The organism is Serratia sp. T13T92 (assembly GCF_047530105.1).
Lineage (GTDB): Bacteria > Pseudomonadota > Gammaproteobacteria > Enterobacterales > Enterobacteriaceae > Chania > Chania fonticola.
Map to the genome: position 1 here is coordinate 318,778 of NZ_JBLJAK010000001.1, position 14,513 is coordinate 333,290.

The window sequence follows — 14,513 nt, forward strand, 5'->3', positions numbered from 1 at the left end:
GAAAGTAGCACAGTGCGTCCGTAGCTCAGTTGGTTAGAGCACCACCTTGACATGGTGGGGGTCGATGGTTCGAGTCCATTCGGACGCACCACTTCTTGTTTCGCTTCCCAGTATTATCTCTCGCCTAACGGCAACCCAATTTAACAGTAATACCGGACAGAGCGTCAGCCCGTCGCGTATCATCAGCGCAGTATCCTGATGGAGGTAATTTTGATGTCGGTTTTTAAATCACAGCTGCCGTTCGAACAACTCGACAATGGCCTCGCCCGCCGCCAAGGGCTAATGAGCGATGGTAGCACCGCCTGGGAAGTCAAGTTTGCCGCAGGCACCTTCGACCAACTGCAAAAACGCCCCTACTCCCAACACATCCGCATCCTTTCTGGGATCTTCGAGTTCACCGTCGGCAGTGACGTGCATACTCTGATGGCCCAGGAAACGTTGGCGATCCCTGCCGCTACCGTATTTGGCTGTTTCTGTCTGGATGACGGAGTCCTGTTGGAAATTCAGCAAAATGTTTGAAAGCGTGAAGTCCGTCACTTTATTTTTTTTGAAAACATAATCCGTTACAGTAATGCTATTTGCGCAACAAACCCGCTGGCAGGCGGCCAATTTGCGCCACATTTGCTGACTTTATGTACAAAACTGCCGACAACTGCGGTTTTTTGTTTTGTTTCCAGCCGCATAGCCTTATAATGCGCAACGTCTTTCAGTTGAATGGTTTCAGCCCTTGATCTGCGAAAACGCAATTACAACAAATTCTCATCCTCGCTTTTTGCGCAGCTTACCCGCACCTGGGCATCGGCCGAATTTTTCCACCCCATTTCGACCAAGGTCACCTATCCTTAACTATGTTTTGCATTGCCAGGCACAGCCCAAATCCCTTACCGATGGCCTAGCCGCCGGTACCGTTAGTTTTATTATCCATCACAACTTGCAGAAAAAATCGTCATGAAAAAGACCAAAATTGTTTGTACTATCGGCCCGAAAACCGAGTCGGAAGAAATGCTGACCAGCCTGCTGAACGCGGGCATGAACGTAATGCGCCTTAACTTCTCCCACGGCGATTATGAAGAACACGGTAACCGCATCAAGAACATGCGTGCGGTAATTGCCAAAACCGGTAAAAACGCCGGCATCCTGCTCGATACCAAAGGCCCGGAAATCCGTACCATGAAGCTGGAAGGCGGCGTTGATGCAGCCCTGGTTGCTGGCCAGACCTTCACCTTCACCACCGACCAGAGCGTTATCGGCAACAAAGAGCGCGTTGCTGTGACCTACCCTGGCTTTGCTGCTGACCTGAAGATTGGCAACACCGTACTGGTGGACGATGGCCTGATCGGTATGGAAGTGACTGCGGTTACCGAAAGCGAAGTGATCTGTAAAGTACTGAACAGCGGCGATCTGGGCGAAAACAAAGGCGTTAACCTGCCAGGTGTTTCCATTAAGCTGCCAGCGCTGGCCGAAAAAGACAAACGTGACCTGATCTTCGGTTGTGAGCAAGGCGTAGATTTCGTTGCGGCTTCCTTTATCCGTAAGCGTTCCGACGTGCTGGAAATCCGTGAGCACCTGAAAGCCCACGGCGGCGAAAACATTCAGATCATCTCCAAGATCGAAAACCAGGAAGGCCTGAACAACTTCGACGAGATCCTCGAAGCGTCTGACGGCATCATGGTAGCTCGTGGCGATCTGGGTGTTGAAATCCCGGTTGAAGAAGTAATCTTCGCGCAGAAGATGATGATCGAGAAGTGTAACCGCGCACGCAAAGTGGTTATCACCGCAACCCAGATGCTGGATTCAATGATCAAGAACCCGCGCCCTACCCGTGCAGAAGCCGGTGACGTTGCCAACGCCATCCTGGACGGTACCGATGCGGTGATGCTGTCTGGTGAAAGCGCCAAGGGTAAATACCCGCTGGAAGCCGTTACCATCATGGCAACCATCTGCGAACGTACCGATCGCGTGATGCCTAGCCGTATCGACACCCTGAACGACAACCGTAAACTGCGTATCACCGAAGCGGTGTGCCGCGGTGCGGTAGAAACTGCCGAAAAACTGGACGCGCCACTGATCGTGGTTGCCACCAGCGGCGGCAAATCAGCCAAATCCGTGCGTAAGTACTTCCCTAACGCCGTGATCCTGGCGCTGACGACCAACGAAGTCACCGCTCGTCAACTGATCCTGAGCAAAGGTATCACCACTCAGATGGTCAAAGAAATCGCTTCTACCGACGACTTCTACCGCATTGGTAAAGAAGTTGCTTTAGCGAGCGGCCTGGCACAGAAAGGCGACGTCGTAGTGATGGTTTCTGGTGCTCTGGTACCAAGCGGCACCACCAATACTGCCTCGGTTCACGTGCTGTAATAATAAACGTGACAACAAGTCTGTGACCCAAACGCCGCTTAGCGGCGTTTTTTTTATCTGCAATAACGCACTTTCAGAAAAACGCAACCATTAAAGCGGTTTATTTCGCCAATTTCATTTGAGAGTTGTCCCATAGAATCAGGCTGTTTTCCTTCGATTTTTTAACTATTTTGCAAAACAAGATGCAAGTTTGAGCGAACGATCAAAATAAAGGGCCTTAATACAAAAAATTTATTCTCTTTCGAAAAAAGTTTGTGTAATACTTGTAACGCTACATGGAGATTAACTCAATCTAGAGGGTGTTATAATGAATCGTACTAAACTGGTACTGGGCGCGGTAATCCTGGCTTCTACTATGCTGGCTGGTTGCTCAAGCAACGCTAAAATCGATCAACTGTCTTCTGACGTTCAGACTCTGAACGCTAAAGTTGATCAGCTGAGCAACGACGTGAACGCAATCCGTTCTGACGTTCAAGCAGCTAAAGACGACGCAGCGCGCGCTAACCAGCGTCTGGACAACCAAGCACACGCTTACAAAAAGTAAGTTTGCTTCGGTTATTGAAAACGGTGCACATTGTGCACCGTTTTTTTTTGCCTATAAATAAATAGCCCCTGCACATCATCCCATCCCATACCTAGGCACAAAAAAAGGGCCAGGCTCAATGCCGGACCCCACTACTTTCGCACCATTAAGGTTTAGTTCACCGAGCTAATCGGTGCACCAGTCTCGCCAGAGGTGTCAGCTCCCTCACCAGGAAGCGCTGTAGGCGGTGTAGCGACCTCAGAAGGGTCTTGCCCTACACTTACCAGCACCGGCATGCCAGAACGCCGTACGATGGCGCTGTCGAGCATTGCCTTATCGGTCTGTGGATCGGTAGCAAAGGCTTTCTGATTTTTAGAAAGTGCGAACGGCATGGTCTGCGGATCGTCACTGGCCACTCTCGACAATGGCTGATGCACTTCTACATAGCGTTTGCCGTCTGGTTCAACGGAGACCTTCAGCGGTTCATTGACGATTTGCACTCTGGTACCTTGTGGCACCTGGTTGAACAGCGCTTCGATATCGTCCGGGCGCAGGCGGATACAACCTGAGCTCACGCGCATCCCGATACCAAAGTTGGCATTGGTGCCGTGGATCAGGTATTCACCGTGCCCCATGGCCAGACGCATGGCAAACAGCCCCATCGGATTCTCTGGCCCAGCCGGTATTACCGCAGGCAGAGTCACGCCCTGTGACTGGTAGCGCTTGCGGATGTTGGCAGTTGGCGTCCAGGTTGGATTCGGGATCTTCTGGCTGACCGAGGTCACCTTCAACGGTGTATTCATACCGGTCTGGCCGATACCGATCGGATAGACGATCACCTTATCTTCCCCTTTCGGGTAATAGTACAAGCGCAGTTCCGCTAGATTGACCACAATGCCTTCACGTGGAGTATCCGGCAGCAGCATCTGAGTCGGGATCGTCAGCGCCGTCCCCGGTTTAGGCAGATAGGGATCGGTACCCGGGTTAGCTTCCAGCATGCCCAATAGCCCAATCTTGTAGTCAGCCGCAATGGCTTCCAGCGAACGGCCATCATTTGGCACGTTGTAAATCGTATTCTCACCAATCAGACGGCTGCCTGGCGGCGGCAATGAGTATTCGTTCGCACTGGCGACCTGGGTGCCGGTCAGTACGGTGGCGAATAACACGCCCATTAGAGTCAACGCACGTTTCATTCTTATCCCTATTGATTTTACGGTTCATTGCAAGGCTAGCGGTCGCTGGCCAGCAGGTAAATAAGATAAATGCTCGTTCGATATTAGCAAGATCCGATTTAAAGGCAATAAATTGCAAAAAATCAACATGTTATAACGTAATCAAACGCAGGAATTGTCAAGGACTCGTCAACGGGTAAACGGCTGAAATACTTATAATTTGTGGAAAAATGACGGGACTTGGCAGGAATTGTAAAGGCTCATTGACATAACATGCCATCAATAAGCCTTGGGTGCCCGCTCAGACGAGCTGGGCCGCTTTACTGCGAATAGCGCGGATCATCGCCTCCAAACCTTGAGAACGAGAAGGCGTCAGATGTTGGCTCAAGGCCAGTTCGCTGAAGAATGGGCGCACATCCAGATCGAGAATTTGCTGCGGCGTAAGCTGGTGATAAACAATAAACACCACCGCCAGCAGCCCCTTGACGATAGCGGCATCGCTATCACCATGAAACTCTACCTGCCCTTGCGCGTTGTTGCTCATCACGATCCAGACCTGGCTTTGACAGCCAGAAATCAGGTTAGCCGCCTGCCGCTCGCTTTCATCCAGCGGTGGCAACTGGCTACCCAGTTCGATCACATACAGGTACTTCTCTTCCCAGTTCAGGCAGCGGGAAAAGTTACGCACCAATTTATCTTTGTCCGGCAAATGCGCCATGGGGCTCCCTTTAATGATTAGCCTAACAAGCTGTGGATGCGCTGCAAACCGGCGACCAGCCGATCCACTTCCTGGCGGGTATTGTACAACGCCAGCGAGGCACGGCACATACTTGGTACCTGGTAGAACTCCATCAGCGGCATGGCGCAGTGGTGCCCAGTGCGGATCGCAATACCGTATTGATCCAGGAAACTGCCCACGTCGTAGGCATGATGTTCACCCAGGTTAAAGGCTATCACACCGGCACGCTGTGCAGGGCCGTAGATCTTCAGCGTTGGCACCTGCTGCAATTCATCCAATGCGTAATGCATTAAAGACTGCTCGTAATCGTGAATATTTTCCAGCCCCAGAGCCTCGACATAGTCGATGGCCGCCCCTAGCCCCATCATCCCCGCCGTATTAGGTGAACCGGCCTCAAAACGCCATGGTGGCGCTGCAAAGGTAGTGCCTTGCGTCAAGCTGACCCGTTGGATCATCGCGCCGCCGCCTTCCCACGGAGGCATCTGTTCCAGCAACGCCTGCTTGCCATACAGAATGCCGATACCGCTTGGCCCATACAGCTTGTGGCCGGAGAACACATAAAAATCACAGTCAAGCGCCTGGACATCGATACGCTGATGCATTACCGCTTGAGCGCCGTCCACCAGCACCTTCAGCCCAGCCGCTTTGGCCACGGGAACGATCTCACTCAGTGGGTTGACGGTTCCCAGCACGTTCGATACCTGGGTGATCGCCAACAGCTTGGTGGAGGCATCGATCAGGCCCGGCAGTTGCGCCAGATCCAAGGTGCCGTCTGGCTGCAATGGCCAGACACGCAGCGTGATGCCTCGCTCCTGCGCCAGCATTTGCCACGGCACAATATTGGCGTGGTGCTCCATCTCAGTGATGATGATACTATCACCCGCCGTCAGCAAATGGCGGCCAAAGCTGTTAGCCACCAGATTGATGCCTTCAGTGGTGCCTTTCACGAACACAATTTCTTCCGCCGAGCCCGCGTGGATAAAGCGCGCCACTTGCTCACGCACGGCCTCCATCTGCTGGGTAGCTTCGGCGCTCAACGTATGGATACCGCGATGAACCGCGGCATAACCGTGACGGTAGAAATCCAGTTCGCGGTCAATCACGCTCTGCGGTTTCTGCGCGCTGGCAGCACTGTCCAGGTAAGCCAACGGTTGCCCATTGACCTCCCGAGCCAACAGGGGGAAATCGCTACGTACCCGTTCCAGGGGATAACTCATGCCGCCTCCTGGGGTAAACGATCGGCGATACGCGCCAGCACCAACTCCCGAATGACCGGGTCGGCAATGCCCTCCGTCAGTTCAGCGGCAAAGGCAAAGATGATCATCTGCTGCGCCGCGTGCTTATCAATACCGCGCGATTGCAGATAGAACAGCTGTTCTTCATCGATGCGGCCCACGGTGGCACCGTGGCTGCATTTGACATCATCGGCGTAGATTTCCAGCTGCGGTTTGGTATCGACCTCCGCCACCTTGCCCAACAACAGGTTGTGGTTGTTCATTTGGCCGTCGGTTTTGATCGCGTATTGCGCGACCTTGATCATACCGTTAAATACCGCCTTGGCTCGATCGCTGACCACCGTTTTGTGCAGTTGGCGGCTTTCGCAGTAGCCTTTGTTGTGTTCCAGATAGGTACGGGTATCGCACACCTCTTTACCCACCGGCAACACCAAACTATTGATTACCACATTGCTCCCCTCACCGTTTAACTGCGCACTGGTGTGGTGGCGAGTCAGCCCAGCTCCCAGCAGGAAGCTATCGCTTTTAACTCGAGCGTCGCGGCCTATCATCAGGTCGTTATGGGCAAAGTGATAACTGGCCTGGCTCTCGAACGCCAGTTTGCAATGATGCAGCTCGGCATTATCCCCCACCTTCACGGTCAGGCGCGCACCGGTGAAGTGGGCCGCAGCGCTGATGCTGGCATAGTGTTCGATGACCGAAGCTCGTGCACCACTTGCAATCTCCAGATGGTGCCGGTGATGCAGCGTATTCACTTCTCCGGGCTGCTCGCGACCGGTGCTGAGATGCAACAGATAGAGCGGCTTAACCGGAGCTTTGCCCGCCGCCAGGCTAATCACGCTGGTTTCCTGCGCCAGGCTTTCGGTCAAATGCAGAAAGATTTCTGGCTGGATCGGCTCCGGCAGCGTTAGTGGCGCATCATAGGCCACCCTGGTCAACTGGTAGTCGCCAAGATCCTCATCGCTCAGTTGTGGGCATAAGCGCCCATCGACAAACACCAGGCGATACGCATCGATCTTCAACGCCAGTTTGTCACGCTGCTCCGCGCTGAACACGTTGTCCGCAGGCTCCAGAAACTGCTGCTCCAGCAAGCCTTCCAGCGGGGTATATTTCCAGTTTTCCTGCTTGCGAGTCGGCCAGCCTTGGCGCAAAGCCTGCTGCCAATGGGCTAACGCATGCGCAGACTGCTCGCCGCCGCGGGCTTCGAAAAGGCTGTACATCTGCTGTAACGCCCGTGAATTACTGTTGGTCGGAAAGCCAGCCATAGCCCTGCTCCTCCAACTGTTTCACCAATGAGAAATCACCGGATTTCACGATGCGCCCCTGGGAAAGCACGTGAACGTAATCCGGTTTGATATAATCGAGAATGCGCTGATAGTGGGTGACAATAATAAAGGCGCGCTTGCCGTCACGCAGCGAATTGACTCCGTTGGCGACGATCTTCAGGGCATCGATATCCAGCCCGGAATCCGTTTCATCCAGAATGCACAGCTCCGGCTCCAGCGCGGCCATTTGCAGGATGTCGTTTCGTTTCTTCTCGCCGCCGGAAAAACCGACGTTGACCGAACGGGTCAACAAATCCGCTGGCATATTCAGCAACTCAATCTTCTGTTCGATAAAGTCAGCGAAGTCGAAGCGATCCAGCGCCTCTTGGCCACGGTAATTACGCACCGCATTCACCGAGGTCTGCAGGAAGAAATGGTTGCTGACGCCGGGGATCTCTACCGGGTACTGGAACGCCAGGAATACGCCCTCACCGGCCCGATCCTCAGGAGCCAGTTCCAACAGATCTTTGCCTTTAAACGTCACTTCACCTGCGGTGACCTCATACTCTTCCCGGCCAGCCAACGTGGCGGAAAGCGTGCTTTTGCCGGAACCGTTGGGCCCCATAATGGCGTGCACTTCGCCCGGTTTGATGTCCAGGCTCAGCCCTTTGAGGATTTCATTTCCTTCGGCGCTGACGTGCAAATTCTTGATACTTAACATGCTGTGTCCTCTGATCGCGCTACTGCGCTATAAATACGGGTGCTTAACCGACGCTGTGTTCCAGGCTGATAGCCAGTAACTTCTGTGCCTCTACGGCAAATTCCAGCGGCAGCTCGGAGAACACGTCCTTACAGAAACCATTGACGATCATCGAGATGGCGTTATCTTCGCTGATGCCCCGTTGCAGGCAGTAGAACAGTTGGTCGTCACCAATCTTCGAGGTGGTAGCCTCATGCTCAAGCTGGGCGCTGTGATTGCGCGTCTCCACATAGGGGAAGGTATGCGCCCCGCTATTGGGCCCGATCAGCATCGAGTCGCACTGGGTAAAGTTACGGGCGTTTTCCGCCCCGGGCAGGATCTTCACCAGCCCACGATAGGTATTTTGGCTGTGCCCAGCGGAGATCCCTTTGGCAATAATGGTCGACTTGGTGTTTTTACCAATGTGGATCATCTTGGTACCGGTATCCGCCTGTTGGTAGCCGCTGGTCAGCGCCACCGAGAAAAACTCACCGATCGAGTTGTCGCCCTGCAAGATCACGCTTGGGTATTTCCAAGTGATGGCTGAGCCGGTTTCAGACTGTGTCCAGGACATTTTGGACCCTGAGCCTTCACACAGCGCACGCTTGGTGACGAAGTTAAGAATGCCGCCCTTGCTTTCGCCGCCGCCGGAGAACCAGTTTTGCACCGTGGAATACTTCACTTCAGCGTCTTTATGCAGGATCACTTCTACTACCGCCGCGTGCAGCTGATAGCTGTCGCGTACCGGCGCTGAGCAGCCTTCAATGTAGCTGACATAGCTGCCTTCATCGGCAATCAGAATGGTGCGTTCAAACTGGCCGGTTTTCGCGGCGTTAATGCGGAAATAGGTGGAAAGCTCCATTGGGCAGCGTACGCCCTTCGGCACGTAGACGAAGGTGCCGTCGGAAGCCACCGCAGCGTTGAGTGCGGCAAAGAAGTTGTCGTTATGCGGCACCACTCGGCCCAGATACTTACGGACTAAGTCTGGATGGTCGTGAATGGCCTCACCGAACGAGCAGAAGATCACCCCGCTCTCCGCCAGCTTTTCACGGTAAGTGGTCGCGACGGAAACCGAGTCGAAAATGGCATCTACCGCCACTTCATTACCTTCACGCACCGGTACACCCAGTTGATTAAACGCCAATTCAACTTCGCTGGTCAGGTAGCCGTTTTCCGTACTGGCGCCAGGCTGCTGCTCCGCCCCAGGCTGAGAACCGCAGGCGTCATCACAGCTGCCGCAGGACGGCGCTGAATAGTAGCTGTAATCCTGATAGTTCAGCTTGTCATAGTTAGCTTTCAGCCAGTGTGGCTCTTCCATTTGCAGCCAGGCACGGTAAGCCTCCAGGCGGAATTCCAGCATCCACTCGGGTTCGTTACGCTTGGCCGAGATGGCGCGTACCACCTCTTCGTTGATACCTTTGGCCAACTCATCGGTGGCCAGTTGGGTAAAGAATCCTTCCTTGTAGCGACCTTCGCTGACCCAAGCCGGTACATCTTTCGCTGTTTCTACGTTGCTTCGTGTCATGTTGATTGCATCGCTTAAACGCCAAAGCTCTCACCGCATCCGCAGGCGTTCTGAGCTTTAGGGTTATTAAATTTGAACATCTGATTCAGCCCTTCCCGAACAAAATCTACCGTGGTGCCATCGATAAACGGCATCGCTTTGAGCGGCACGAATAGCTTGGCCCCGTCACGTTCAAACAACAGATCGTCGCTGGCCGGTTCGCGGGTCAAATCCAGTACGTAGGCAAAGCCCGCACAGCCAGATTGTTTGACGCCGAGTTGCAACCCTTTCACCTGCGCATCCTGCTGCATGAGTCTGATTATCTGCTTCACCGCGCTGTCGCTCAGCGAAATGCCTTGCCAGACGTTGTCTGCCAAGGAAAAAGTACCAACATCTTCCGTATGCATATGGCCTACCTCACATTCGTGTTTTACTACAGCCGATCTGGCTTACCGCCCATGTTAGTGATAATGATTATCACTTCAACCGTTTGTTTTGCGGGGGTATTTACCAAACGCCCGGATTTACGCTCGGCAACACGATAAATCGATGGAGCATCCAGGCAAAATAGACGCGGGGATAATTTTTATCCCTCTGAATTCATAGTAATTCATCATATCTCGTACGGCTTATCCCGCTGTCCCGACAAGGTTATAGCGCCGAATAAGTCGTCTGTTTTAAACATTCATAGAAAATACCTATTTCTGCATTTTGTCTGTCTGAAAAATGCCTTTCCCTGCTTTAAGTCTAGTCGCTCGCGTGTTTTTAGCCCGTGAGGGTCAAAAGACCCACAACAGAAAAAAATCTGCGAGGAGCATTGATCATCGCCACAGCTGCAAATATGATAATGATTATCATTAAGCTTTAATTGGGCGTGGACCTATGGCTATCTCGATGAATGCGTGGCTGCTGAGCAAAATTGATGAATACAAGTTCAACATCCGTGATGCCACGGTGGATTTCTATATGGCGGAAGCGGCGCTACAGCGGCCGGAATGCAACATCAATCATCTGAAGCGTTACAACGGTGTCAGCTTGGGCATGGCGAATTTATGCCTGGAAAATGGCGATGACGAGAGTTATCTGCATGCGCTGAGCAAACTGCATAACCGGCTGATCGTCGAGATCAACAACCCACAGCGCTGTCAGCTGTTCCGCGTGCAGTGCTATCATTTTGCCCGGCATACGCTAACGCTGATTTGCCAGAAATATTCGATGGAAGGCGGCTGGGACAAGGCTACCGCTTTTCAGAAGGATTTTGTGAAACGGGTACCGTTCCAGCTGTAACGTTTGCCCCGCAGGCGAAAACCTGCGGGGTAGGTGTTACTCCAATACTGCCGTGGTCAGCCGCGAGGTACAGCACAGGCGATCGCGATCGTCGAAGATCTCGATCTGCCAGACCTGATTGCGGCGGCCAGCGTGTAACGCACGACAAACCCCGCGTACCTGCCCTTTAAATACCGCGCGCAGGTGATTGGCGTTAATCTCCAACCCCACCACCTTTTGTTCCCCTTCGGTGCACAGATAACCCGCCATTGAGCCCATCGACTCGGCCAGCACCACCGAAGCCCCGCCGTGTAACAGGCCAAACGGCTGGGTAGTGCGGTGATCGACGGGCATCACCGCCTCTAAATAGTCATCTTCCAAGCGGGTAAACTGAATGCCCACATGGGCCACCATGCATCCTTCACCGCTTTGGTTGAGTTGTTCCAGCGTTGTTTCACGTTTCCACAGCTTCACGCAATCATCTCCAGAAGTGCCTGTAATGGATGCCGCACGCCATTGCCTTCAATGCGTTTTACCTGGCTGCGGCAAGAATAACCGGTCGCCAGACAGCGTTGCCTTGGCAAACGTTGTAGCGCCTGATGCCATGATAGCTCATAAATCCCCAGGGAATTTTGCAGATTCTTGGCTTCGTGACCGTAAGTGCCCGCCATGCCACAGCAACCCACGCTGACGTTTTCCAACTTGGCGCCAAAACGGGCAAAGATGGCAGCCCACTGCTGGGTACTCGCAGGTAATGCGGTGGTTTCGGTACAGTGGCCAAACAGATACCAGGCTTCCCCGGTCGCAGGCTGTTCCGCACGTTCTGCCAGCAACTTTTGCAACCATTCATGGACCAGTTGCACCTGGAAACTCCCCCGTTCGGCCCCGAGAATTTCTTGATACTCGTCGCGATAACACAGCACCAGCGCCGGATCGACACCCACCATCGGCATCCCCAGTTTGGCTACCCGGTTCAGGAAGTCCGCGGTCTTGCGCGCCGTTTTGGCAAAGCGCGTCAGGAAGCCTTTGATATGCTGTGCCTTACCGTTCGGTGAGAAAGGCAACAGTACCGGCTTGTAGCCCAGCTTTTCCACCAGCCGTACAAAGTCTGCCACGACCTGGGCATCGTAATAGCTGGTAAACGGATCCTGCACCACCAGCACATGCTGTTCGCGCTGGCTTTCGCTCAATGCTTCCAACTGTTCAAGCGTCATGCTGAACGCGCTATGGCCCGACAGTTGTTGGCGTAATGTTGGGCTGGATAGCAATGGTAAATCCACCATGCCGATGCTGTTGCGGCTCAGTTCGCGCACCCATGGCTGCTTGAAGAAGAAGTTGAACACCTTCGGCGCTTTGGCCATCAACGGGGTATAGCTCTCGACGCCAGCGACCACGTAGTCACGCATTGGGCGCAGATAACGGGTGTGATAAAGCTGCAGGAAGCGCGAACGGAAGCCCGGCACGTCGATCTTGATCGGGCACTGGGTCGAACAGGCTTTACAGGCCAGGCAGCCAGACATCGCTTCTTTGACTTCATGGGAGAAGTCATATTCGCCCTTGCCTGCATGCCAGCTATTACGGGTTTTCTCGACCAGGGTGCGGAAGCTGAGGCGCTGCTGCGGCAACTGCTTTTCCAGTGCGACGGGGTCCACGCCCTGCTCTGCCAATAACCGTAACCATTCGCGCACCAGGGCCGCACGGCCTTTCGGCGAGTGGATCCGATTCGCGGTGATCTTCATCGATGGGCACATCGGGCTGTGGACATCAAAGTTGAAACACAGTCCGTTGCCGTTACACTCCATCGCGCCACGGAACGAGGTGCGGACATCGATGGGGATGCGGCGATCCAACGTGCCACGTTTCACCGCATCGACTTTCATCATCACGGAATCTACGCCCAGCGGCGGGCAGATTTTCCCCGGATTGAGGCGATTGAGCGGGTCAAACGCGGCCTTGATGCGGCGCAGTTCTTCATAGAGCTCCTCGCCGAAGAACGCCGGGCTATACTCCGCCCGGAAGCCCTTCCCGTGTTCTCCCCACAACAGGCCGCCATACTTGGCGGTTAACGCCACCACCTGGTCAGATATTTGCTTCATCAGCACTTCTTGCTGGGGATCGCACATATCTAAGGCCGGGCGCACATGCAGCACACCAGCATCAACGTGGCCGAACATACCGTAGCTCAGGTTATGGCTATCCAACAGTTGGCGGAACTCGGTGATATAGTCAGCCAGGTGCTGCGGCGGCACGCAGGTATCTTCAGCAAACGGGATGGGCTTGGCCTGCCCTTTGGCGTTACCCAGCAATCCAACCGCCTTTTTGCGCATATTGTAGATGCGCTCAATACCGGTCAAATCGCCGCAAATCTGATAACCGATCACACCAGCCTGTTGCTCGGAGATCAGATCGTCCAGACGCTCGCACAGCGCTTCCATCTGGCCGTCGATCAGTTCCTTATCATCACCGGCAAACTCAACGATGTTCAACCCGAGCATCTCTTTATCCGGCACATTGGTGATCAGTTCGCTGACCGAGTGCCAGACGATATCTTCGCGGGCCAGATTCAGCACCTTGGAGTCAATGGTTTCCACCGACAGCGCCTTGGCTTCCACCATAAAGGGCGCATTGCGCAGGGCCGAATCGAAAGAGTCATATTTGACGTTTACCAGGCGCCGCACCTTCGGCAGCGGTGTGATATCCAGCCGCGCTTCGGTGATAAAGGCCAAGGTCCCTTCGGCACCGGTCAGAATGCGGGTCAGATCGAAGGTTTGCAGATCGTCGCTCAGTACGTGGCACAGATCGTAGCCGGTGAGGAAGCGGTTAAGCTTGGGGAATTTCTCCAGGATCAGCGCCCGTTGCTCACGGCAACGGTTCAGCACGGTGTGGTAGATCCGCCCCTCTGGCGTATCTTCCTGGGCAATCGTTTCCGCCAGCGGCGTTGGCATGGCGCGGGTGTCGATCATTTCGCCCCCCAGCAACACCGCCCGCAGCCCCAGCACATGGTCTGAGGTTTTACCGTACACCAGCGAACCCTGGCCAGACGCGTCGGTATTGATCATACCGCCAAGGGTAGCTCGGTTGCTGGTGGAAAGTTCCGGCGCGAAGAAATAGCCGAACGGCCGTAAATACTGGTTGAGTTGGTCTTTAATCACCCCGGCTTCTACCCGCACCCAACCCTGCTCGACGTTGATGTCCAGAATGCGGTTCATGTAACGCGACATATCAACCACTATGCCGGTGTTAAGTGCCTGTCCATTGGTGCCGGTGCCGCCACCGCGCGGACTGAAGGTCAGCTCCTTGAAGCGTTCTTCGTCGGCCAGCCGGGCGATTAGCGCCACATCAGCGGTTGAGCGAGGAAACACCACCGCATCGGGCAACAGCTGATAAATGCTGTTGTCCGTCGCCATCGTCAGCCGATCGGCATAGCTAGTGGCGGTATCGCCGTTGAATCCGCTCTGTTTTAACGCGGCCAAAAAGTCCAGCACCCGTTGAACGAGGCCGGATGCCTGAGAAATTTGTGGGATCATTCGCTTGTTTGACTCTGTCTGCTCTTAATTGCTTAATCGGGCCCGGAACTGGCCCTCCCCTGTCTTTTATTATCACGATAACCGCAAGGGCCGTTACCCGCCCCTGCATCATCGCTATCTACCTCATAATGGCGGGTGTTTTGCCGCTTGTACATCCTGAATTTGGCATTATTTGGCTGGGA

At 54.1% G+C, this 14,513-nt stretch carries 13 protein-coding genes and 1 tRNA gene; 5 read left to right on the top strand and 9 right to left on the bottom strand.

Features of this window, described 5'->3' with window-relative positions; translation table 11 throughout:
* The first annotated feature begins 14 nt into the window (after positions 1-14).
* From ACMV5I_RS01410 to ACMV5I_RS01425, 4 genes are all read left to right on the top strand, one after another.
* Positions 15-91: transfer RNA gene (locus ACMV5I_RS01410), tRNA-Val, on the top strand.
* A gap of 122 nt (positions 92-213) precedes the next feature.
* Entirely contained in the window at positions 214-519 is a 306-nt protein-coding gene (locus ACMV5I_RS01415; RefSeq protein ID WP_202727219.1) for a cupin, read from the top strand.
* Between the two features lie 429 nt (positions 520-948).
* On the top strand, positions 949-2,361 hold the full coding sequence (gene pykF / locus ACMV5I_RS01420) for a pyruvate kinase PykF (protein WP_414823485.1): 1,413 nt from the start codon (positions 949-951) through the stop codon (positions 2,359-2,361).
* A 307-nt stretch (positions 2,362-2,668) separates the two neighbouring features.
* Positions 2,669-2,905 (top strand): major outer membrane lipoprotein, encoded by a 237-nt coding sequence (locus ACMV5I_RS01425; RefSeq protein WP_005165631.1) that lies wholly within the window; start codon positions 2,669-2,671, stop codon positions 2,903-2,905.
* Positions 2,906-3,057: 152 nt separating this feature from the next.
* On the opposite strand, the gene ACMV5I_RS01430 is transcribed toward ACMV5I_RS01425, so the two are convergent.
* The 7 genes from ACMV5I_RS01430 to sufA all read right to left on the bottom strand — a co-directional run bounded on the left by ACMV5I_RS01430 (position 3,058) and on the right by sufA (position 9,945).
* Positions 3,058-4,077, bottom strand: coding sequence for a L,D-transpeptidase family protein (locus ACMV5I_RS01430; RefSeq protein WP_414823486.1), 1,020 nt, complete (start codon positions 4,075-4,077; stop codon positions 3,058-3,060).
* A 280-nt stretch (positions 4,078-4,357) separates the two neighbouring features.
* Complete coding sequence (gene sufE, locus ACMV5I_RS01435) at positions 4,358-4,774, bottom strand: cysteine desulfuration protein SufE (RefSeq protein ID WP_121606723.1); 417 nt, start codon at positions 4,772-4,774, stop codon at positions 4,358-4,360.
* A gap of 17 nt (positions 4,775-4,791) precedes the next feature.
* Positions 4,792-6,012 (bottom strand): cysteine desulfurase SufS, encoded by a 1,221-nt coding sequence (gene sufS, locus ACMV5I_RS01440; RefSeq protein WP_121606722.1) that lies wholly within the window; start codon positions 6,010-6,012, stop codon positions 4,792-4,794.
* Positions 6,009-7,295: a Fe-S cluster assembly protein SufD gene (gene sufD / locus ACMV5I_RS01445; protein ID WP_414823487.1), complete on the bottom strand. Its 1,287-nt coding sequence runs from the start codon at positions 7,293-7,295 to the stop codon at positions 6,009-6,011. Before sufD ends, sufS begins: the two co-directional genes overlap by 4 nt.
* Positions 7,270-8,016: a Fe-S cluster assembly ATPase SufC gene (gene sufC / locus ACMV5I_RS01450; protein WP_021804565.1), complete on the bottom strand. Its 747-nt coding sequence runs from the start codon at positions 8,014-8,016 to the stop codon at positions 7,270-7,272. The genes sufD and sufC overlap by 26 nt, the downstream gene beginning before the upstream one ends.
* A 43-nt stretch (positions 8,017-8,059) precedes the next feature.
* Positions 8,060-9,559, bottom strand: a complete 1,500-nt coding sequence (gene sufB / locus ACMV5I_RS01455; protein ID WP_414823488.1) for a Fe-S cluster assembly protein SufB — start codon at positions 9,557-9,559, stop codon at positions 8,060-8,062.
* Positions 9,560-9,573: 14 nt separating this feature from the next.
* Entirely contained in the window at positions 9,574-9,945 is a 372-nt protein-coding gene (gene sufA / locus ACMV5I_RS01460) for a Fe-S cluster assembly scaffold SufA (RefSeq protein ID WP_021178114.1), read from the bottom strand.
* A gap of 475 nt (positions 9,946-10,420) precedes the next feature.
* Between sufA and ACMV5I_RS01465 the strand changes: the two genes are divergently transcribed.
* Positions 10,421-10,825, top strand: coding sequence for a hypothetical protein (locus ACMV5I_RS01465; RefSeq protein ID WP_024486172.1), 405 nt, complete (start codon positions 10,421-10,423; stop codon positions 10,823-10,825).
* A 36-nt stretch (positions 10,826-10,861) separates the two neighbouring features.
* Here ACMV5I_RS01465 and menI read toward each other — a convergent pair whose 3' ends face one another.
* The gene (gene menI / locus ACMV5I_RS01470) at positions 10,862-11,278 is read right to left on the bottom strand and encodes a 1,4-dihydroxy-2-naphthoyl-CoA hydrolase (protein WP_021178115.1); all 417 of its coding nucleotides are present in this window, start codon (positions 11,276-11,278) and stop codon (positions 10,862-10,864) included.
* On the bottom strand, positions 11,275-14,331 hold the full coding sequence (locus ACMV5I_RS01475; protein WP_414823489.1) for an FAD-binding and (Fe-S)-binding domain-containing protein: 3,057 nt from the start codon (positions 14,329-14,331) through the stop codon (positions 11,275-11,277). The genes menI and ACMV5I_RS01475 overlap by 4 nt, the downstream gene beginning before the upstream one ends.
* Positions 14,332-14,513: the final 182 nt, after the last annotated feature.

What these genes read in the sequence shown, in the direction of transcription:
- ACMV5I_RS01415 (WP_202727219.1), top strand. Translation starts at nt 214, where the DNA reads ATGTCGGTTTTTAAATCACAGCTGCCGTTCGAACAACTCGACAATGGC.
- pykF (WP_414823485.1), top strand. Translation starts at nt 949, where the DNA reads ATGAAAAAGACCAAAATTGTTTGTACTATCGGCCCGAAAACCGAGTCG.
- ACMV5I_RS01425 (WP_005165631.1), top strand. Translation starts at nt 2,669, where the DNA reads ATGAATCGTACTAAACTGGTACTGGGCGCGGTAATCCTGGCTTCTACT.
- ACMV5I_RS01430 (WP_414823486.1), bottom strand. Translation starts at nt 4,077, where the DNA reads ATGAAACGTGCGTTGACTCTAATGGGCGTGTTATTCGCCACCGTACTG.
- sufE (WP_121606723.1), bottom strand. Translation starts at nt 4,774, where the DNA reads ATGGCGCATTTGCCGGACAAAGATAAATTGGTGCGTAACTTTTCCCGC.
- sufS (WP_121606722.1), bottom strand. Translation starts at nt 6,012, where the DNA reads ATGAGTTATCCCCTGGAACGGGTACGTAGCGATTTCCCCCTGTTGGCT.
- sufD (WP_414823487.1), bottom strand. Translation starts at nt 7,295, where the DNA reads ATGGCTGGCTTTCCGACCAACAGTAATTCACGGGCGTTACAGCAGATG.
- sufC (WP_021804565.1), bottom strand. Translation starts at nt 8,016, where the DNA reads ATGTTAAGTATCAAGAATTTGCACGTCAGCGCCGAAGGAAATGAAATC.
- sufB (WP_414823488.1), bottom strand. Translation starts at nt 9,559, where the DNA reads ATGACACGAAGCAACGTAGAAACAGCGAAAGATGTACCGGCTTGGGTC.
- sufA (WP_021178114.1), bottom strand. Translation starts at nt 9,945, where the DNA reads ATGCATACGGAAGATGTTGGTACTTTTTCCTTGGCAGACAACGTCTGG.
- ACMV5I_RS01465 (WP_024486172.1), top strand. Translation starts at nt 10,421, where the DNA reads ATGGCTATCTCGATGAATGCGTGGCTGCTGAGCAAAATTGATGAATAC.
- ACMV5I_RS01475 (WP_414823489.1), bottom strand. Translation starts at nt 14,331, where the DNA reads ATGATCCCACAAATTTCTCAGGCATCCGGCCTCGTTCAACGGGTGCTG.